The following is an 18,375-nucleotide window of genomic DNA, read 5'->3' as shown; positions in this document are numbered from 1 at the left end:
CGCCTTCATTCAGGCGGCAGCATTTCCTTGGCCCGCGTCGCCAGGCTCTTGCCGGCTCCCGGCTGCCCCGCCTCCTCTCGGCCGAGAAGGCCGTGGATCGGCGAGGACGAGCCTTCCCGCGCAGCCGTGAGCGCCACCATGCCGGCGGCGATCTGCGCCATCTCCTCGCGCAGCGCCTCGTCATGGGTCGCAGACTTCGAATTGGCGAGGCGTTCCGATAGCGCCGTCGCGCGGTTGCGCAGGTCGTCGGAGAGGACGGTGGGATCCACACTATGCTGCGCGTCATGCGCCCCCTCGATCGGTACCCCTTGCGCGGCAGGGTGCTGTTCCACGCGCTTCGGCGGCTTGGCGCCGGCCAGGCGCAGCGCTTTCGTCGCATCGCGGATTTCCTGGTTTGCCGCCTTCACCCGCGTTTTCAGCCGCTCGATTTCTTCCGCTCGCCGCTCGAGCGCGCTTTCGCGGTCGGCATTGGCGGCCGCTTCTCGGGCGAGCTTGGTTTCGAGCTGGCGTACGCGGTTTTCTTCACGGCCGAGGCGCAGCTCCATTTCGCGAGCCCGGGCGTTTTCGCCCTTGAGACTGGCGCGCAGGGCTTCGCGCTCGTCGCTCAGACTGGCGGCCCGGCTCCTCAGATGCTCGATCTGCGTTTCGCGCGCCGCGAGGTCGATGCGCAGGTTGTCGAGTTCGGTCGCCTGCCTGTCGAGCTGGCCGTTCAAGGCGCGGATTGTCTCGTTCTTGGCGCCGGTGTCGCGCTGCAGGTTGTCGAATGTCGCCCGCATGTCGGCGATCCGCAGCTCGAGCTGGCGGATGGTCGACCGCATGTCGGCGGCCTCGACGTTCATGTCGGCAAGTTGCGTGTGGAGGTCGGTATTTTCGCCAGCCAATCGCTGTGCCTCGGTGAGCGCCCTTTCCTTCTCCAGCATCAAGGCCACGCCCTTGTCGCGCTCGCGGCGGAGCGTCTGCGACATCTTCGCGTTCTCGACGGCGAAGGTGGCGCGCGCGGCGTCCCTCTGGGCGCGAACTTCCTGTGGGCTGAGCGGCATCGTCGCTTTCAAACGGTCCTCGGCGAAGCGGACGATGCGCTTTTGGATGGCCGGCGCGACCAGCAGGCCGGTAATGGCCGCCGTCAGGAAGCCCAGGGCAAAGAGGAGCGCATATTCAATCACGTGCTGGCCGTTTCAAGTCTGGACCGATGCATCCATGGCGGTTGGGCAGTTTCCTTCCGTCTTCCGCAGTAAACACGACGGCCCGAAAGCTGCAACAATTACTGCAGGATTGCACGCCCGCTACGCGCTCCAGAGAACTTACATGCGGCCTTTTGGTATCAGAACGGGTTCCAGGTCGGCTGCTGTGTCAGCTTCAGATAGCCGACATTGAGGCCGAGCCTTGCGCCGATTCCGGTGCGGATCGGCACGACGACGACGTGTTCGTCGGTCAGCACCGTCATGCCGACACCGGCGACGACGTAGGCCGAGCCGGAAACGCCGCCGAAGCGCTTGTAGAGCGCCGGGACGCTCGACAGGTTGTAGACGAGCATCATCGCCCGGCTGCCCTGCCCGCCCCAGTCGAGCCCGAGGGAGGGGCCCTGCCAAAACACACTATGCTGGCCGACATTCTTGGTGTGGAGCTCGCCCTCGCCATAGGTGAGGCCGGCGATGAAGGCGCCGGACCCTTCCTGGCCGAGGATATAGCCGTTCGGCAGGCCGTAGCGCTCGAAGGCGCGCTCGACGACCTTGGCAAGCCCGCCGGAGGTCTCGCCGAAGAAGCCGTGGCCAGCGTCGACGATCTCCTGCATCGTGTACTGGCTGCTATTTGGAGATTGGGCGAGCGCGGCGGACATCAGGGCGCTGCTGAACAGCAGGATTGTCGTCAGAATGGCGCGGACGGCCATTGCGGTTGCCTTCATGATCGGCTGCATCGTTTCCTCCGTCAGGCGCGAATGCGGCTCGCGGGCCGGCCGTCATGACCAGCTCATGCATCGGTTGCGCGGGCCAGCGCGGGTCTCGAACGCGTGCACCTGATCCGCTTTCCGTAGTTCCACTCGAAATCCGGGGGTGCCCTGACAATTTGAACCGATCCTCTTAATAATCGGTTTACCAAATGTGATGTCATTATGGCCTATTGATCGGCGCGGGCCGCGTGGCTATGCCGGGCCCGGGCGAAGACCTCGCCGGGCGTGGCGGGGAACGCAAGGCGTCGATATGCTGATGGAACCGAACGGGAAGAATGATGGCAAAGAATCCGAACCTGACGTTGACGGGACCCGATCTGGCGGCGCTGCTCTGCAGCCGGGTGTGTCACGACATCATCTCGCCGGTCGGCGCCATCAATAATGGTCTCGAACTCCTGGACGAGGGCGGCGCCGACGCCGATGCGATGGACCTGATCCGTACCAGCGCGCTCAATGCCTCGGTGCGGCTGAAGTTCGCGCGGCTTGCCTTCGGCGCCTCCGGCTCGGTCGGAGCCTCGATCGACACCGGCGAAGCGGAAAAGGCCGCCAAGGACTTCGCCGCTGCGGAAAAGAAGACCGAGGTGACTTGGAACGGCCCGCGGGCGATCATCGCCAAGAACCGCGTCAAGCTGCTGCTGAACCTCTTCCTGATTGCCTATGGTGCAATCCCGCGCGGCGGCTCGATCGACATCACCCTGGAAAACCCGGAGTTCGATGCGGTATTTACCCTTGTCGCAAAGGGGCGAATGATGCGCGTTCCGCCGCGGCTGACCGAACTCCTTTCCGGCACCCCCGAGGAAGCCGTGGACGCCCACTCGATCCAGCCCTATTATACGGTCCTGCTCGCCGAGGAAGCCGGCATGCTGATCGATGTCACGTCGACCGGCGAGGAGATCGTCTTCACCGCTCGCACCGAGGCCTGATCCACTCCGCCCGCCAATCACGCCCGTGACATGAAAAGAGGTCTCCATCGTCCGCGACGGAGGCCTTTCTCTTTTCTCGGGTGCCGAAGTCCCGCTGCTCTCAACTCGGCGAGGGTTTCACAGGTCTCGGCGGATTATTGCTTTGCGAGAAATGAAAATCGGCCGTCAACCGTGGCGGTAACGGTTTCTTTGCCAAATCTCTCTAGTTTTGCTTCATGGACGCCTTTTGGCGTCCGATGAGGCCTGAAGGAGTTGGACATGCGGCGCTTGATGATTGCCGATGGCTCGGATGTGGTGAGGAAGGTCGGGAAGCGCATACTGTCGGGCATGGGTTTCCTGGTGTCCGAAGCGCCGAGCAGCCTCGAGGCGCTCGTCCGCTGCGAGGCCGAACTGCCGAACATCCTGATCGTCGACTCCGGGCTCGAGGGCGCCCTCGACCTCATCGCCAATATCCGCCGGCTGCCCGAGGGCGCGTCGGTGCGCATCTATTATTGCGTCGTCGAAGCGGATCTCAGGAAGATGATGGCCGGCAAGCGGGCCGGGGCGGACGATTTCCTGCTGAAGCCCTTCGACCGGAAGATTCTGACGAGCGTCTTTGCCAGTCAATCCATGGCCGCCTGACGCATTCGCATAGCGCAGATCCGAGCGTCGCAGCCGCGGTATGTACCGCGGCTTTTTGCATTCGCGGAAAATGAAATGGGCGAGGGCGGTTTTTCGAACAGGACCAAATCCTGTCTCACAACGCAAAAACCCGCCGTGCGGCGGGTTTGCGGGGGAATAGGTCTGTGTTCGGCGGTGACGCCCGCCCGGAAATCAGGCGGTTTCCAGGTAATCGTTGCCGTCGGGCTCGCGCAGCACATAGCCGCGGCCCCAGACCGTCTCGATATAATTGGCGCCGCCAGCGGCATTGGCGAGCTTCTTGCGCAGCTTGCAGATGAAGACGTCGATGATCTTCAGTTCCGGCTCGTCCATGCCGCCATAGAGGTGGTTCAGGAACATTTCCTTGGTGAGCGTCGTGCCCTTGCGCAGCGACAGGAGCTCGAGCATCTGGTATTCCTTGCCGGTCAGATGCACGCGCTGGCCGCCGACTTCCACCGTCTTGGCGTCGAGGTTGACGATCAGCTCGCCGGTGGCGATGATCGACTGGGCGTGGCCCTTGGAGCGGCGAACGATCGCATGGATGCGGGCGACCAGCTCGTCCTTGTGGAAGGGCTTGGTCATGTAGTCGTCGGCGCCGAAGCCGAGGCCCCGGACCTTATCCTCGATGCCGGCCATGCCGGAGAGAATGAGGATTGGGGTTTTGACCTTCGACAGGCGCAGCGTTCTCAACACCTCGTAGCCCGACATGTCCGGCAGGTTGAGGTCGAGGAGAATGATGTCGTAGTCGTAAAGCTTGCCGAGATCGACGCCCTCTTCCCCGAGATCGGTGGTGTAGACGTTGAAACTCTCGGACTTGAGCATGAGCTCAATGCTTTGCGCCGTCGCGCTGTCGTCTTCTATCAGTAGAACCCGCATAGTCTTCCCCTTTTCCGCCGCCCAAGGTCGTCGTGGCCCCCTTACGCGATACGGATCCAGTCGTTGCCTGATTTGGAGGCTGCCACCAAATGGTTAACAAATTCTGATTCACTCTGGCAAGGTGTATCGAAAATGTTAAATATTTTTAGCAGTCTCCTGATTTTAAAGGTGAATCTGAAACGGCACTCTTCATCCGAAAGATGAGGAAATGCCGCTATCTGACTCTTTCGACTCGTAAATGCCGCAGGCGCCACATTTCGTACCTCAGCATTTACGGAGCCTTAAATCATCGTACCTATGATTAATGATGCCCGTAAACGAAAGGTTACCAGCGGTAGGTATTTGTTAAGACCGCAGTCGTTTTTTGTTTCCGGCCCGCGCGGGCCGGTATTCGGGCGCAGGAATCGGTAACCGGGGTCTCGCTATCCACGGGAGTATTGCGTATGAAAGCACGTGAGAGCCTTACCCGCCTGAAGGAATTTCAGGTGCGGGAGAAGCAGCGTCAGTTGACCCAGCTTCAGATGATGATGTCCGAGTTCGAGCGGATGACCAAGGAACTCGAAAGCCAGATCGTCTTCGAGGAAAAGAAGTCGGGAATCTCCGATCCGTCGCATTTTGCCTATCCGACCTTCGCCAAGGCGGCGCGCCAGCGTGCCGACAATCTCCAGGTGTCGATCCGTGAGCTGAAGGTGCAGCAGGACGCGGCCGAACTGGCGCTTGCCGAGGTTCAGGCCGAGTATGCCAAGGCCGCAGCCCTTGAGGAGCGGGATTCGTCGGCCCGGCTTCGCGCCTGAGAAGAGGCGGCCGCTCGGCGTGAGCCTCGACCGCACCGACGGAGGGCCTGCTTTGGGAAACACAAAGGCCCGCTTCCCTTTCGGGAGGCGGGCAATCGTCTTACCAAAGATGCCGGCGGCTATGCCTGGACGGCGTCCTGCCAATCCGGATGACGCATGACCTGTGCGCGCATGAACGGGCAGAGCGGAATGATCTTCCAGCCGCCCCGGCGCGCTTCCTCGACCGCGTGTCTTGCAAGCGCCTGTCCCACGCCCTTGCCGCGCAATTCGTCCGGCACGAAGGTGTGATCGATGATCACGAGCTGCGGCGACGATCTGGAATAGGTCATTTCGCCGGTGTGTCCTTCGACCGTCGCCGCATAGCGGCCCTTGGTATCCGTCTTCTCCTCAGTGATCTCCATATAGGGCTTCCTTTGCCTTGGCCGCTCTTCGAGCCGATGCTAAGCGATAATCCCGCAAGATACAGCTGACTTTCGACTGCGGCGCATCTTAGAAACGGAACCGGCGGCTGCGGGAGGTCCCGAGCCGCCGGTTCGATGTATGGCCCTGTCGCGGATGGATCAGTGGCGATATTGCTGGATGCGGGTGGTGCGCAGGCCGGCGAGACCGTGGTCGTTGATGGAGGACTGCCAGGAGAGGAATTCCTCGACGGTGAGGGTGTAACGCTCGCAGGCCTCTTCGAGGCTCAAAAGGCCGCCACGCACGGCAGCGACGACCTCGGCCTTCCGGCGGATTACCCAGCGCCGGGTGTTGGCCGGCGGCAGATCCGCAATCGTTAGAGGACTGCCATCGGGGCCGATGACATATTTCACGCGTGGTCGCATCATTTCGGTCATGGGACTCTCTACACAAACTCAAGACCATATGGAGGCGACCTTAGCTTGCCACATTTAACATTTGCCTAAGTGGCCGGTGACAATTTGCTCATAATTTGAGACACCTCGGAGCCACTGAGAGCCGCGGAGAACGTCAGGCAGGCGTGCGGCCTCGGTCGGCAGCCTCCACGGTTCGCACGCCTGCGCTCTTGCCCCGCGAAGCACAAGTTTCTATATGTCGCGGCACAGAAAGCCGAAGCAAGGCCGCCGGCACAATCGTGATCAGCGCGCCGCCTCTAGGTGCGGCGCGTCATTGGACGCGCAAAGGCCGCTGTAGCACTTTGAATTGCTGCATGTTTATCCTTAAGCCGACTATGATTTAAGGAAGCATGCGATAGGTAAAACAGGACGTCTGCAGGAACAGGCGGCGTCCGGATGCCGGATTGGATCCCGTGAACAGTCTCGATTTTGACCGCAAGCCCGAAGATACGCGCGTCGTCGTCGCCATGTCCGGCGGCGTCGATTCTTCCGTCGTGGCCGGGCTGCTCAAACGCGAGGGCTACGACGTTCTCGGCATCACGCTGCAGCTCTACGACCACGGTGCGGCGTTGCATCGGGCCGGCTCCTGCTGCGCCGGCCAGGACATCGACGATGCGCGACGCGTCTGCGAGACGCTCGGCATCCCGCATTACGTCCTCGATTACGAGGCCCGTTTCCGCGAGACGGTGATCAATCCCTTCGCCGAAAGCTACATTGCCGGCGAAACGCCGATCCCCTGCGTTGCCTGCAACCAGACCGTCAAATTCGCCGATCTCCTGACGACCGCCAAGGAGCTCGGCGCCGACGCGCTTGCGACCGGCCATTACATCCGTTCGCGGCCGAGCCCGAAGCCGCGCTATGCCGGGCAGCGCGCCCTTTATCGGCCGACCGACGCGGAGCGCGACCAGAGCTATTTCCTCTTCGCGACGACCCAGGAGCAGATCGACTATCTGCGCTTTCCGCTCGGCAGCCTCTCCAAGCCCGAGACGCGCGCGCTCGCCGAGGAGATGGGCCTCGTCGTTGCCAAGAAGGCGGACAGCCAGGACATCTGTTTCGTGCCGCAGGGCAAGTACAGCGACATCGTCTCTAAGCTGAAGCCGAATGCGGCGCTCGCCGGCGAGATCGTCCATCTCGACGGGCGCGTGCTCGGCACGCATGAAGGCATCCTGCACTACACGATCGGCCAGCGGCGCGGCATCGGGGTGGCGACCGGCGAGCCGCTCTATGTCGTCTATCTCGACGCCCGCTCGCGCCGCGTCATCGTCGGCCCGAAGGAGGCGCTCGAGACGCGCCGCATTTATCTGCGCGACGTCAACTGGCTCGGCGACGAGGAAATCGACGAGGCGGCAGTCCGCGGATTCGCATGCTTCGCCAAGGTCCGCTCTACCCGCCAGCCAGCGCCGGCCGTCTTGAGGCGCAATGCCGACGGCATCTATGTCGAGCTTGTCGACGGCGAGGCGGGCGTGGCGCCCGGCCAGGCCTGCGCGCTCTATTCCGGGACCGGCGAGAACGCCCGCGTCTATGGCGGCGGATTCATCCGCAAGTCCGAACGCGAGCCGACTGCCGAGGCGGCCCTCCAGGCGCTCCTGCGTGAGCCTGCGGCGGCCTGAACGGCCCCGGTCCGGCGCATCGGCAAAAGTTCACACTTTACCGAAGACATTGCTTGACACTAGCCGGAACAGCACCTTATAAGCCGCCCGTCCAGCCGAGACGGGCTTCTCCAAGAAGCTTCCACGGCACCGGCGGCGGAGTAGCTCAGTAGGTTAGAGCAGAGGAATCATAATCCTTGTGTCGGGGGTTCGAATCCCTCCTCCGCTACCATTCAGTTCCTTGTACGACCCGGAGACATAGGTAGCAGAACGTACCTAAGACATGGGTGACAATCTCGTTGTAGCTCGCGGCGAATTTCCGGAGTTTTGACGCCGGAGCCGGAGAATGGAAATTCCGCTTTCGTGACAAAAATGGTCTAGGCGGCTATCGCGGCTGCCCGCCTGACTTCTACGTCGATCTCTGCAGCGCGATCACCCGCGAACTCGGCGTCAAGGCCGAGATTAACCCTCTCGGACGGTGCGCGCGTTTACAAGGTGAAGCTCGGCATGTCGATATCGAAGTGGCCAATCTAGCCCATGCGCTCAGCCGTGCCGAACAGATCCAGTTCAGCCATCCCACTATCTCGCCAAGGAAATGCTGATCATGAAGGCCGATGACCAGGGTCAGAAGAAGGCCGAGCGATGGGTCAGGCATCGGGTTCGTGGCAAACTGCTTCGATGTTGTGCCCGTCCGGACCGATGACGAAAGCTGCATAGTAGTTCGCGTGGTAGTGCGGCCGCAGGCCGGGCGCACCATTGTCTTTGCCGCCCGCAGCCAGAGCCGCGCGATAGAAGGCTTCGACTTGCTGGCGATTTTCGGCGGTGAACGCCAAGTGAAGGTGCGCCGGCTTTTCCTTGGTTTGGTACAGGCACAATGAAGCCTTACCCTTTGGGCTAAGCTCGACACCGTAGGTCGGCGGCCCCTCCGAGACAACAGCTACGCCGAGCGGTTCGAGTGCCTTGAGGAAGAACGCCTTGCTCGCTGCATAGTCGCTGACTCCGAACTTGACATGGTCAAACATGAGTTCTCCTGAAGTGCCCGTGCCTGTCTCACCGATACGTCGCGCGTCATATCAGACGCGCAAAGGTCGCTGTGGCGCTTTTGAATTGCTGCATGTCTTTGTCCTTAAATCGAGGTCGATTTAAGGACAGGCAGTAGTCCTTGCCAAAGCGACTGGCGCCCTATTGGTTACCGATTGGCGTCGAGAGTAAACGTACCTGACCTGGATCGGGCGGCCCTTTTACCGAGTGCCGTTGATTTCCAGATAGAGTTCTTCATAGAAGCGAACAGCTCAGAGCTCGAGGAGGCGCCCCCCGTGCCGCATACTCCCTGCCTTCAGCCCAGACGCGCTGATCGCACGCCAATGCCAGTTGAGTCGGAGGCTTCACGGGATCGAGATTGAGGCGATCCAATGCAAGCGCACGTCTCAAGAGTTCCCTTGATCCGTCCTATACGAGAAAGTCAGCCAAACACGAACAGATGGCGAGAGCCTCTCTTAAATCCCTGACCCGTCGAGTTCTTTGTCGTCGTCGCCTTCCCAGGGTGAGGGCATCGAGGTGCGATTGAGATTGGCCGAGGGCATCGGCATCCAGCACTTCAATTCCGGCTCGGAATATTCGACGATGCGGCCGGGCGAGGAATCAGAGGCGCGCCAGCCTTCTGCACCGAACTGATCGCCCTTCGACCAATACACGAGGTCAACTTCTGCCGCCCCCTGTTCGGACGGGCGAATCGTCACAAGGATCCGAGTGCCGTTTTTTGGCGCGCTTGCCATTTGACGCCAGCCGTCTGGCTCGGCCATCGTTTTTCCTCCCGCCTTGCTGCAGGTTGCAAGTGTCGCCTCGTCATCCAAAACGGTCAACTCAAACGTTGCGCATCCCATCGCCTATCGAGCGACTGTCCCATCGCTCCTCGGGCGGCATTTCGTAGTGCTCCGCCGTGCTCGCCACATCAATTGCCACAGCAGCAATCCGGTCGATGTGCGCGTGCGAATGGGGGGGCGGCGTTAGGAGGACGATCTCTGCCGACATTCTAGCTGCGTACCAATGATGTGCCGCGTACGCAGCCGTGGTGTGTTCATGATCTGTGCTTCGAAGATCGGCCATAGATTCGCGTCTTTCGAGATTGGCCATCCGGTTCCAGGGACGGTGGCAAGGTCGATGCTGTCTGAATTCAAGATGACCTCGGCAGGTGGTTGACCTTCGCCGCCAAAATGAAATCGTTCTCGTGCAGTCCCTTGATCTTGTGGGTTTGCAGCGAGACCTCCGCATAGCCCCAGCCGAAACAGAGGTCGGGGTGATGCCCCTCCTCTTCGGCCAGCCGCCCAACTTCATCGACGAAGGTCAGCGCCTGTTTGAAATCGGCGAACTTGAAGCTGCGGCGGATCAGATGCCCGTCGTCCAGCAACTCCCAGCCTGGGATCTGGGAAAGATACCCGGCGGCTTCGTCCCTCGTCAGCGGCGGTATGCCGCCGCGGCAGGGGGTGCAGGACTTTTCAGCGATATTTTCGGTCATGAGTTCCTCCCTTCTGAAGCCGGCTGCCGTCATCGCCCGGTGCAGCGTGATCGCACAAGATCGTTGCGAAGTGAGCCGTCAAGCCTTCCGCAGTGTACCTGAAATTCACAGGGCCGAGTTCACTCCCCCACTCGCCATGAACGTGCCGCTTATAGCTGGACGATACCGTTTTTCTCGCCGTCCCAATATTGAATTCGGTCGGCATGCACCTTGATGAGCACGAGACCGGGTGTGTCGACACCCTGGGCAAACCAGCGCTCCAATCCCTCCACCCAATGCTTTTGAAACTGCGTTCTATCGCGGATGACCGTCGCACGGCCCTCGATGGAAACGAAGATGCCCGGCTTTCCGAGAAGGCCTGGTGGTTCGGTAAACGATAGTGTCACCCGCGGATCGCGACGGACGTCGGCTACCTTGTTGGTATCGTCATGGGAAAAGAACCACGAGTCGCCATCATATTCGACATCGCCATTGTTGCTCATCGGGCGATGGGAAATCGCACCCGTCTCTGCCTTCGTCGCCAACATGCAGAAATCGATATTCCCGATCTTCTTGGCGATATCGGAAAGCGTCATTGTGGTCATGGCGGAGCTCGTCCGAACAAAGGGAGAAATCTAGGGTGAGGCGTCCGGTTGCCACGACCCACCCTCGGGTGGAAATGTGCCCCGGACGGAAAGGTTCCGCTGGGTAAGCAAGCTCGGCGACCTATGTTGCAGTCTTCTGCTTCAACGACGCGATAAACGCGTGAAGTCCAGCCCGCAGCGGATTGAACAAGGGGTTCTTCTTGTCCGTTATCATGACTTCGCCGCCTGAAGCGCATTTGCTTCGGATTTGATACATCGCATTCGCGATCCGAATAGGAGTGATCGCAACGCCCTCGCCTCGCCAAATTTCCGCAAGTCAATCGCGGCCTACATTTTTTGCTGCCGGACCACCCACAGGGTGGCTCGGCCCGAAACGGTCGTTGCTGCCATGGCCTGATTGAGGCAGGATGCCGCCGTTGAACAGGCAGCGCGACTGAAGGGCGGGCTCATGCTGATCGGCTCATGTCATTGCGGTAAAGCGAGCTGGACCCTGGAGGGTGATCCCCGCTCGATCACAGCGTGTAACTGCACGCTCTGCCGGCGCTATGGGGCGCTGTGGGCCTATGGCTACGAAGGAGAGCGTATCGCCGTCACGGGGGAGACGGCCTCCTACACGCGCGCCGGCCGCGACAGATCATCGCTTGAGATATTGTTCTGCCCCTCCTGCGCCTGTGTCCTGAGTTGGCGCGGCCTGCGGCTTGACGGGGATGGCCGGCGGCGCATGGCCGTGAACCTGCGGCTTGCGCCGCCGGATGCCGTTTTTGACCTGCCGATTGATCATTTCGACGGCCTCGACACGTTTGAGGACCTGCCGTCCAAGGGGCGATGCGTTGGCGATCTCTGGTTCTGACGAGAATGACGCGTGCCGGCCCGGGCCAAAACCGTCACGACCTCAAAAGCCTCCTTGCCGGAGCCTTCGATTGATATTCGAAAGATTTTCCGACTGAGATGTGAGAAAATCGCGGCGACCTATATAGGGAGCCGCGGCGACATGTCGTTTTCTCAATCGAGAATCTGCAAGGGCTGCTGGGAGCAGATGCGTCTGCCCGTGCCTCTGCGAGGACCGGCGTCCATACCCTTCCGCGCCTTCGGTATCCGCCCGAGCCGGATGAATCCGAACACCTGCACCATTTGCGAACTCATGTTCACACGCGTGATGAAGGCCCGCAAGATCACCGTTGACGTGACCGTGCTTTTTGCAGACTTGAGGGGCTATACCACGCTGTCGCAGTCGCTTTCGGCAGATGCGGTCTCGTCCCTGCTGGATGATTTTTACGATGAATGTGCCGAGGCCATCTGGGAATTCGACGGTCTTCTCAACAAGACGGTCGGAGACGCGGTCATGGCAATTTTCAACTTTCCGATCCCCCGCCAGGACCATGCGGAATGTGCCGTTCTGGCTGCACGGGAGATCCAGCGCCGCTGCCAACTGCGTCGCGAACTGCACGCGGGCGAAGGCCTGGATGGAAGCGAATTCGGCGTCGGGATCGGCATCGACTCGGGCGAGGCCAGCTTTGGAGAGTTCGGTCGGTCGCATCGTGACCTGACGGCGATTGGAACGGTTGTGAATACTGCCGCTCGCGCCCAGGCAGCCGCCGAAGCGGGCGGGATTCTCGTAACCCGGGCCGTTCTCGAACGGGCGCAGAGTCAGACGGCCGACAGCATAGGTCGGGAATATCATCTCAAGGGCTTTGAGAAGCCGGTCGAGCTTTACGCCGTCTGAGGATCGATCGGTCGGGGCGGATGCTGCGAAGGTGCGCAGCGACCGGCGGAGGCGAAGAGCATCTTTTGCGCGATTCGACTTCGAAGTTCGCGGCTACCGCATGTTTCCATGACTCGCAGCCGAGTTTAGAGCAGGCAGCGAGCAAAGTGCTGCAGCAATATTTGCGCGACTGACGCTGTAGATCGCTCGCGAAAACTTCGCGACTCGAGCAGCGCACAAGCAGCCACATTTCTCTCGCCGCAACAGCCGCTTCCCTGCGCGCCGCAGCGATCGTGCGGCTCCCTTAACCCATTGTCACCAGACGCTTTCGGTTCCTGTGACATGGAAGCCCGAAGACTGTCCCCTCATGAAAATGTATTCCTTGCGAATAACAAGTGTATACGCATATAATACATTTTTCTTGACTCGGTGCGCCTCGAATGCGACGGTGCGCCTACCAGCCAACTTCCCGACGTCGGAGGAGGTCCCTGTGAAGAGCGGCAAGAACGGTCTCTACGAAGATCTGAAACGGCAAATACTGACGATGGACCTGGATCCGGACGAGGACCTGGACGAGGTGGTCCTCAGCGAGCGCTACGGCGTGTCCCGGACCCCAGTGCGAGAAGTCATCCGCCGCCTCGAGGGGGAGGGATATGTCGAAATCCGGGAGAACCGCGGGGCGCGGGTAGCGCCCATGAATCATTCGACGCTCAGGAATTTCTTTCTGGTCGCGCCCATGGTCTATGCAGCGATCGGCCGGCTGGCCGTCCAGAACTTCAAGCCCAGACAGATGACGCAACTGAAGGACACGCAGGAGCGGTTTCGCACTGCTGCAGGGTCCAAGGACGCCCCTGCGATGGTGCTGGAGAACAACCGCTTCCACGAGATCATGGGCGAGATGTCGGGTAACGTCTACCTGCAGCCGAGCCTCGGCCGCCTGCTGATCGATCACGCCCGCATCGGCCACACCTTCTTCCGCCCGCGCAACGAGGACATGGAAAAGCGGCTTCGCGTCGCCGTCGAGCACCATGACGCGTTCATCGCGGCGATCGCCGCGCATGACGAGGACGCGGTCGTCGATCTCGTCTTCGAGCATTGGGAACTCTCGCGAGAGAACATGGAGATGTTCATCGCGCCGCAGGGCATGAAGGCCGACGCCCTGGTCGATGGCCCGGCCAAACCGCAGATGGAGAAACTGTCTTGAAGTTCGAAGGTATCTATACGCCTGCGGTGACGCCTTACACCAATGGCACGATCAACATGAAGGCGTTCGCGGAGGTTCTTGAATCTCTGATCGAGGCCAAGGTCCACGGCATCATTGTTGGCGGATCCACCGGCGAATACTACGCGCAGTCGGCGCAGGAACGCGTCGACCTTGCGGCCCATGCCAAGGACGTCATCGGCACGCGGCTGCCGCTGATCGTCGGCACCGGTGCGACGCGGACGGAGGATTCGGTCGAATATGCGAAGGCCGCCAAAGACATCGGGGCCGACGCGATCCTCGTCTCGTCGCCGCCCTATGCCCTGCCGACGGAGCGCGAGAACGCGGTGCATGCGCTGACCGTCGACCGCGCCGCCAACCTGCCGATCATGCTCTACAACTATCCGGCCCGCATGGGCGTGATGATGGGAGACGAATACTTCTCCCGCGTCGGCAAGTCCAAGAACGTCGTGGCGATCAAGGAGAGCTCCGGCGACATGGGCAATCTGCACCTGCTCGCCCGGAAGTTTCCGCACATCTCGCTCTCCTGCGGCTGGGACGACCAGGCGCTCGAATTCTTCGCCTGGGGCGCGAAAAGCTGGGTCTGTGCCGGCTCCAACTTCCTGCCGCGCGAACATGTCGCCCTCTACGAAGCCTGTGTGCTCGAAAAGAACTTCGACAAGGGCCGCGCAATCATGACGGCGATGCTGCCGCTGATGGACTTTCTCGAATGCGGCAAGTTCGTCCAGTCGATCAAGCACGGCTGCGAGCTGAACGGCCTGAACGTCGGCGAGGTGCGCGCACCGCTGCGCCCCTTGAATTCGGAAGAGAAGCGAAGCCTTCAGACAGTCATCAGCAACCTGAAGCGAAGCGTCGCCCACATCACATCGGGAGCCAATTATGCATGATCTTCTGACCGCAGCGGAATATGCGGCGATAGCCAAGTCGATGTCCTATCCGTCGAACGCCTTTGTCGACGGCGCCTTTCGTCCCGCTCAATCCGGAAAGACCTTCAAGACGACCAATCCGGCGACCGGCGAAGTCCTGACGGAAATCGCCGCCTGCGATTCTTCCGACGTCGACTATGCCGTGGCCAAGGCCAAGCAAGCCTTCGAAGACGGCCGCTGGCATCTTCGCTCTCCCGGCGAGAGGAAGGACGTCCTGCTGAAGTTCGCGAGGCTGCTCGAGCGCAACCGCCATGAACTCGCGGTGCTAGAAAGCCTCGACAGCGGCAAGCCGATCCGCGAGGTCCAGACGATTGATGTGCCGGATACGATCCATACCATCCGCTGGCATGCCGAGCTGATCGACAAGATCTACGACAACACCGCACCGGTCGGCTCGAACGCCCTGACGCTGGTGGTGCGCGAACCGATCGGCGTCGTCGGCCTGGTGCTGCCATGGAACTTTCCGCTGCTGATGCTCGCCTGGAAGATCGGCCCGGCGCTCGCAGCCGGCTGCTCCATTGTCGTCAAACCGGCGCAGGAAACGACGCTGACGGCACTGCGGGTGGCTGAACTTGCGCATGAAGCCGGCATTCCCGCCGGCGTCTTCAACGTCGTCACCGGCAGCGGCAAGGATGTCGGCGAGCCGCTCGGCATGCACATGGATGTCTCCATGGTCAGCTTCACCGGCTCGACCGCGACCGGCCGGCGCTTCCTGCGTTATGCGGCGGACTCGAACCTGAAGCGGGTCGTACTCGAATGCGGCGGCAAGAACCCCGCCGTTGTGATGAACGACGTCGAGGATCTCGACCTCGTCGCCGAGCAGGTCGTCAATGGCGCCTTCTGGAACATGGGCGAGAACTGCTCCGCGACCTCGCGCCTGATCGTTCACGCCGACGTCAAGGACGAGCTCTTGAAACGGATCGGCGCCTATATGCGGGAATGGCGGATGGGCAACCCGCTCAACCCGGAAAACCGCATCGGATCGCTGGTGAGCAAAGCGCACTTCGAGAAGGTGAAGTCCTTCCTGGACGATATCCAGACCGAGAAGCTTTCGCTGCTCTTTGGCGGAGATACCCGTGAAGGCGGCAACTTTGTCGAGCCGACCGTCGTCGACGGCGTCGGCCGCGACAGCCGCCTCTTCCAGGAGGAAATCTTTGGTCCGGTGCTTTCCGTCACCACCTTCACGAGCCTGGCGGAGGCGATCACCCTTGCCAATGACACGGTCTATGGCCTCACGGGTTCGGTCTACACCGGCAGTCTCCGGAACGCGATCAAGCTATCGCGCGAGATCCGCGCCGGCGTCGTTACCGTCAACTGCTTCGGCGAAGGCGACGCGACGACACCGTTCGGCGGCTACAAGGAATCCGGTTTCGGCGGCCGCGACAAGTCCATCTGGGCGCACGACCAGTATACCGAGCTGAAGACAATCTGGATCGATGTCTCGGATCGCTCGGTGGACGAGACGGTTCGATGAACCATCACGCCATCAAGCGACTGCCCGTCGATACGGGTAGGTCCGGCTGGGAGGCCATCAGCACCCGCCGGTTCCAGATGCAGACGCTTGAGAGCGATGTTCGCGCCGATTGGCTTATCATCGGCGCGGGCTTCGCGGGTCTCTCGGCCGCGCGAAGGTTGTCGCAGCTGAGACCCGGGGAAAAGATCGTCGTGCTCGATGCGACGGAGGTTGCCAAGAGCACGGCCGGCCGCAACTCCGGCTATATGATCGATGTGCCGCATAACCTTGCGTCCGGCGAGTATTCGGTCGCCGACGAGAAGGCGACTGCGCTGGAAATGGAGCAGAACCGTCTCGCCATCTCATTCGCCGCGGAGGCTGCCGCCGAGTACGGAATGGGGAAGGAGACGTTCGACCCATCCGGAAAGATCAACGCTGCGGCCAGCGAGCGGGGCCTGAAATTCAACAGGAATTATGCCGCTTCGCTTCAGCGGATCGGCGAGAAGCACGAGCTGATTGACCTCCAGCAGATGCGCGAGATCACCGGCTCCGATTATTATCGCGGCGGCCTCTACACGCCGGGCGCCGTGTTGATCCAACCGGCAGACTATATCAGAGGTCTGGCGCACGGCCTGGGTTCCAAAGTCGATCTCTATGAACATTCGCCGGTCCTCGAACTGACCCGGCAGGGGAAGGATTGGAAGGCGAAATCCAACCGCGCCACCGTGACGGCGCCCCGGGTGATCCTGGCCGTGAATGGCCACGTCGAGAGCTTCGGGTATTTCCGTCGTCGGCTGATGCACATCTTCACCTACGCCTCCATGACGGCTGCCTTCTCGCCGAAGGAGTTCGGCAGCCGGGCGAGCGGAGCCGACCGTTGGGCGTTGTTGCCGGCGGATCCCATGGGGGCGACGGTCAGGAAGATCAGCAGTGGCGGTCAATCGCGCATCGTGATCAGGACGCGCTTCACCTACGACCCGAGCCTGCAAGTCTCCACGAAGCGCATCGCCGGTATCGCCGCCAAGCAGAGACGATCGTTCGATGCGCGGTTCCCCGGACTTCAGCGTGTGCCCTTCGAGTTCAGCTGGGCCGGGGCGCTTTGCCTCAGCCGGAATCACGTGCCGGCCTTCGGCGAGGTGGAGGAGGGGCTCTATTCCGCCTGCTGCGAAAACGGTCTCGGAACCGTCAAGAGCACGCTGGCGGGCATGATGGCCGCGGAACTCGCCACGAACACCGGGAGCCGGAATCTCAAGACATACAAGGATCAGCCGATCCCGGCGAAGTTGCCGCCGGAGCCCTTTGCCTGGCTCGGCATCAACTCGGTGATCCGCTGGCAGGAATTGCGAGCTGGTCGGGAGGGCTAAGCCGGCGACCACGCAATGACGAAGACTGAATGAGCAGTCTTTGAAAAACAACGGGAACCAAGAACAGGAGTGAACCGTGAAGACACTTTGGAAAGCATTCTGCGCCGCTGCGATGGTCGGCCTGACCATGATGCCGGCTCGCGCCGAGGAGAAGACCATCGAGATGGGAACCCTCTCGTGGGAGGACCTGACCCCCATCACAGGGATCACGAAGAAGGTTCTGGAAGACGCCGGCTACACGGTCAAGGTGACCGAGTTTTCGGAGTGGGGCATCGCCTATGCGGCGCTGAGCAAGGGCGATATCCAGATCCTGGCTTCCCAGACCGACTATGTCGCCCAGGACTACTGGGACAAGAACAAGAACCGTCTGGAGAAGATCTCGCCGGTATCCCACGGCCTCTACCAATCGATTGCGGTGCCGAGTTACGTGACGATCGACTCCATCGACCAGCTCAACGATATCGCGGACAAGTTCGACGGCAAGATCATCGGGATCGAGCCGGGCTCGGGCCTGATGCGCGACACCGCGGACGCGGTCAAGGAATACGGCCTCAAGCTCGAGCTCGTGGAAGGCAGCACCGCCGCCATGACGGCGGCGCTGAAATCGGCGATCGACAGGCAGGAGTGGATCGCGGTGACGATCTGGGAGCCGTCCTGGATGATGCAGAAATACGATGTGAAGTTCCTGAAGGACCCGAAGGGCGTCTTCCCGCCGCCGCAGAGCTACTACTGGATCGGCCATAAGGGCTTCTCGGAAGAAAACCCGCAGGCCCGCGAGATCCTGGCGAGCGTCTACGTGCCGCTGGCCGACATCACCGCGATCAATGGCGCCGTCAGCGACGGCAAGAAGATGGAAGAGGCCGTGAAGGATTGGACGGATAGCCATGCCGACCTCCTGAAGCGGTGGGGAAACATCAAGAACTACTGAGGTGCAAAACCGCAATTGGCTGCCTGGAGACCTGTCCGGGCGACCGCTGCCAAACCTT

At 61.3% G+C, this 18,375-nt stretch carries 20 protein-coding genes, 1 tRNA gene and 1 pseudogene; 13 read left to right on the top strand and 9 right to left on the bottom strand.

Annotation, left to right across the window (positions count from 1 at the left end; all coding sequences use genetic code 11):
• Positions 1–5 precede the first annotated feature (5 nt).
• Entirely contained in the window at positions 6–1,163 is a 1,158-nt protein-coding gene (locus tag CO656_RS18125) for a hypothetical protein (protein ID WP_097526633.1), read from the bottom strand.
• 158 nt (positions 1,164–1,321) lie between these two features.
• Complete coding sequence (locus CO656_RS18120; protein WP_050988267.1) at positions 1,322–1,915, bottom strand: DUF1134 domain-containing protein; 594 nt, start codon at positions 1,913–1,915, stop codon at positions 1,322–1,324.
• 311 nt (positions 1,916–2,226) lie between these two features.
• On the opposite strand from CO656_RS18120, the gene CO656_RS18115 reads away from it, so the two are divergent.
• Both CO656_RS18115 and CO656_RS18110 read left to right on the top strand, forming a co-directional pair.
• Entirely contained in the window at positions 2,227–2,871 is a 645-nt protein-coding gene (locus CO656_RS18115; RefSeq protein WP_176536630.1) for a histidine phosphotransferase family protein, read from the top strand.
• Positions 2,872–3,129: 258 nt separating this feature from the next.
• Positions 3,130–3,492: a response regulator gene (locus CO656_RS18110; RefSeq protein ID WP_037388773.1), complete on the top strand. Its 363-nt coding sequence runs from the start codon at positions 3,130–3,132 to the stop codon at positions 3,490–3,492.
• A 192-nt stretch (positions 3,493–3,684) separates the two neighbouring features.
• Here the strand turns inward: CO656_RS18110 and ctrA are convergent, their stop codons facing one another.
• Complete coding sequence (gene ctrA / locus CO656_RS18105) at positions 3,685–4,386, bottom strand: cell cycle two-component system response regulator CtrA (RefSeq protein ID WP_012709262.1); 702 nt, start codon at positions 4,384–4,386, stop codon at positions 3,685–3,687.
• 443 nt (positions 4,387–4,829) lie between these two features.
• On the opposite strand from ctrA, the gene CO656_RS18100 reads away from it, so the two are divergent.
• The gene (locus tag CO656_RS18100; protein WP_037419987.1) at positions 4,830–5,180 is read left to right on the top strand and encodes a hypothetical protein; all 351 of its coding nucleotides are present in this window, start codon (positions 4,830–4,832) and stop codon (positions 5,178–5,180) included.
• 119 nt (positions 5,181–5,299) lie between these two features.
• On the opposite strand, the gene CO656_RS18095 is transcribed toward CO656_RS18100, so the two are convergent.
• Positions 5,300–5,581 carry a GNAT family N-acetyltransferase gene (locus tag CO656_RS18095; RefSeq protein ID WP_037419985.1) on the bottom strand — a complete coding sequence of 94 codons (282 nt, stop codon included), beginning with the start codon at positions 5,579–5,581 and terminating at the stop codon, positions 5,300–5,302.
• A gap of 159 nt (positions 5,582–5,740) precedes the next feature.
• Complete coding sequence (locus CO656_RS18090) at positions 5,741–6,016, bottom strand: DUF1153 domain-containing protein (protein WP_003527546.1); 276 nt, start codon at positions 6,014–6,016, stop codon at positions 5,741–5,743.
• A 431-nt stretch (positions 6,017–6,447) separates the two neighbouring features.
• Between CO656_RS18090 and mnmA the strand changes: the two genes are divergently transcribed.
• From mnmA to CO656_RS30820, 3 genes and pseudogenes are all read left to right on the top strand, one after another.
• Positions 6,448–7,644 (top strand): tRNA 2-thiouridine(34) synthase MnmA, encoded by a 1,197-nt coding sequence (mnmA, locus tag CO656_RS18085; protein WP_097526717.1) that lies wholly within the window; start codon positions 6,448–6,450, stop codon positions 7,642–7,644.
• 134 nt (positions 7,645–7,778) lie between these two features.
• Positions 7,779–7,855: transfer RNA gene (locus CO656_RS18080), tRNA-Met, on the top strand.
• A 175-nt stretch (positions 7,856–8,030) separates the two neighbouring features.
• Positions 8,031–8,263, top strand: a pseudogene (locus CO656_RS30820) (transporter substrate-binding domain-containing protein); the annotation flags it as partial.
• 7 nt (positions 8,264–8,270) lie between these two features.
• On the opposite strand, the gene CO656_RS18070 reads toward CO656_RS30820, so the two are convergent.
• The 4 genes from CO656_RS18070 to CO656_RS18045 all read right to left on the bottom strand — a co-directional run bounded on the left by CO656_RS18070 (position 8,271) and on the right by CO656_RS18045 (position 10,722).
• Positions 8,271–8,645: a VOC family protein gene (locus CO656_RS18070; protein WP_097526631.1), complete on the bottom strand. Its 375-nt coding sequence runs from the start codon at positions 8,643–8,645 to the stop codon at positions 8,271–8,273.
• Between the two features lie 474 nt (positions 8,646–9,119).
• Positions 9,120–9,425 carry a hypothetical protein gene (locus tag CO656_RS18060; RefSeq protein WP_037419976.1) on the bottom strand — a complete coding sequence of 102 codons (306 nt, stop codon included), beginning with the start codon at positions 9,423–9,425 and terminating at the stop codon, positions 9,120–9,122.
• Positions 9,426–9,796: 371 nt separating this feature from the next.
• Complete coding sequence (locus CO656_RS18050; RefSeq protein ID WP_037419973.1) at positions 9,797–10,138, bottom strand: 4a-hydroxytetrahydrobiopterin dehydratase; 342 nt, start codon at positions 10,136–10,138, stop codon at positions 9,797–9,799.
• 149 nt (positions 10,139–10,287) lie between these two features.
• Positions 10,288–10,722: a pyridoxamine 5'-phosphate oxidase family protein gene (locus CO656_RS18045; RefSeq protein WP_037419970.1), complete on the bottom strand. Its 435-nt coding sequence runs from the start codon at positions 10,720–10,722 to the stop codon at positions 10,288–10,290.
• Between the two features lie 448 nt (positions 10,723–11,170).
• Between CO656_RS18045 and CO656_RS18035 the strand changes: the two genes are divergently transcribed.
• From CO656_RS18035 to CO656_RS18005, 7 genes are all read left to right on the top strand, one after another.
• On the top strand, positions 11,171–11,572 hold the full coding sequence (locus CO656_RS18035; RefSeq protein ID WP_037420150.1) for a GFA family protein: 402 nt from the start codon (positions 11,171–11,173) through the stop codon (positions 11,570–11,572).
• 141 nt (positions 11,573–11,713) lie between these two features.
• Positions 11,714–12,445 carry an adenylate/guanylate cyclase domain-containing protein gene (locus CO656_RS18030; protein WP_176536629.1) on the top strand — a complete coding sequence of 244 codons (732 nt, stop codon included), beginning with the start codon at positions 11,714–11,716 and terminating at the stop codon, positions 12,443–12,445.
• 469 nt (positions 12,446–12,914) lie between these two features.
• Positions 12,915–13,628, top strand: coding sequence for a GntR family transcriptional regulator (locus CO656_RS18025; protein WP_097526629.1), 714 nt, complete (start codon positions 12,915–12,917; stop codon positions 13,626–13,628).
• Positions 13,625–14,533 carry a dihydrodipicolinate synthase family protein gene (locus tag CO656_RS18020; RefSeq protein WP_097526628.1) on the top strand — a complete coding sequence of 303 codons (909 nt, stop codon included), beginning with the start codon at positions 13,625–13,627 and terminating at the stop codon, positions 14,531–14,533. The genes CO656_RS18025 and CO656_RS18020 overlap by 4 nt, the downstream gene beginning before the upstream one ends.
• Positions 14,526–16,046: an aldehyde dehydrogenase gene (locus CO656_RS18015; protein WP_097526627.1), complete on the top strand. Its 1,521-nt coding sequence runs from the start codon at positions 14,526–14,528 to the stop codon at positions 16,044–16,046. The genes CO656_RS18020 and CO656_RS18015 overlap by 8 nt, the downstream gene beginning before the upstream one ends.
• Positions 16,043–17,389: an FAD-binding oxidoreductase gene (locus CO656_RS18010; protein ID WP_097526626.1), complete on the top strand. Its 1,347-nt coding sequence runs from the start codon at positions 16,043–16,045 to the stop codon at positions 17,387–17,389. The genes CO656_RS18015 and CO656_RS18010 overlap by 4 nt, the downstream gene beginning before the upstream one ends.
• 76 nt (positions 17,390–17,465) lie before the next feature.
• Entirely contained in the window at positions 17,466–18,317 is an 852-nt protein-coding gene (locus CO656_RS18005; protein WP_097526625.1) for a glycine betaine ABC transporter substrate-binding protein, read from the top strand.
• The last annotated feature ends 58 nt before the right edge of the window (positions 18,318–18,375 follow it).

It is taken from the genome of Sinorhizobium sp. FG01, from assembly GCF_002531875.1.
Classification (GTDB): Bacteria; Pseudomonadota; Alphaproteobacteria; order Rhizobiales; family Rhizobiaceae; genus Sinorhizobium; species Sinorhizobium fredii_C.
Note: the sequence above shows the minus strand (reverse complement) of the source record. Positions and strands in the feature narration are given on the sequence as shown.

Excerpts from the sequence above, each read along its gene's own strand:
- CO656_RS18120 (WP_050988267.1), bottom strand. The coding sequence starts at position 1,915 with ATGCAGCCGATCATGAAGGCAACCGCAATGGCCGTCCGCGCCATTCTG.
- CO656_RS18115 (WP_176536630.1), top strand. The coding sequence starts at position 2,227 with ATGGCAAAGAATCCGAACCTGACGTTGACGGGACCCGATCTGGCGGCG.
- CO656_RS18110 (WP_037388773.1), top strand. The coding sequence starts at position 3,130 with ATGCGGCGCTTGATGATTGCCGATGGCTCGGATGTGGTGAGGAAGGTC.
- ctrA (WP_012709262.1), bottom strand. The coding sequence starts at position 4,386 with ATGCGGGTTCTACTGATAGAAGACGACAGCGCGACGGCGCAAAGCATT.
- CO656_RS18100 (WP_037419987.1), top strand. The coding sequence starts at position 4,830 with ATGAAAGCACGTGAGAGCCTTACCCGCCTGAAGGAATTTCAGGTGCGG.
- CO656_RS18095 (WP_037419985.1), bottom strand. The coding sequence starts at position 5,581 with ATGGAGATCACTGAGGAGAAGACGGATACCAAGGGCCGCTATGCGGCG.
- CO656_RS18090 (WP_003527546.1), bottom strand. The coding sequence starts at position 6,016 with ATGACCGAAATGATGCGACCACGCGTGAAATATGTCATCGGCCCCGAT.
- CO656_RS18070 (WP_097526631.1), bottom strand. The coding sequence starts at position 8,645 with ATGTTTGACCATGTCAAGTTCGGAGTCAGCGACTATGCAGCGAGCAAG.
- CO656_RS18060 (WP_037419976.1), bottom strand. The coding sequence starts at position 9,425 with ATGGCCGAGCCAGACGGCTGGCGTCAAATGGCAAGCGCGCCAAAAAAC.
- CO656_RS18050 (WP_037419973.1), bottom strand. The coding sequence starts at position 10,138 with ATGACCGAAAATATCGCTGAAAAGTCCTGCACCCCCTGCCGCGGCGGC.
- CO656_RS18045 (WP_037419970.1), bottom strand. The coding sequence starts at position 10,722 with ATGACCACAATGACGCTTTCCGATATCGCCAAGAAGATCGGGAATATC.
- CO656_RS18035 (WP_037420150.1), top strand. The coding sequence starts at position 11,171 with ATGCTGATCGGCTCATGTCATTGCGGTAAAGCGAGCTGGACCCTGGAG.
- CO656_RS18030 (WP_176536629.1), top strand. The coding sequence starts at position 11,714 with ATGTCGTTTTCTCAATCGAGAATCTGCAAGGGCTGCTGGGAGCAGATG.
- CO656_RS18015 (WP_097526627.1), top strand. The coding sequence starts at position 14,526 with ATGCATGATCTTCTGACCGCAGCGGAATATGCGGCGATAGCCAAGTCG.
- CO656_RS18010 (WP_097526626.1), top strand. The coding sequence starts at position 16,043 with ATGAACCATCACGCCATCAAGCGACTGCCCGTCGATACGGGTAGGTCC.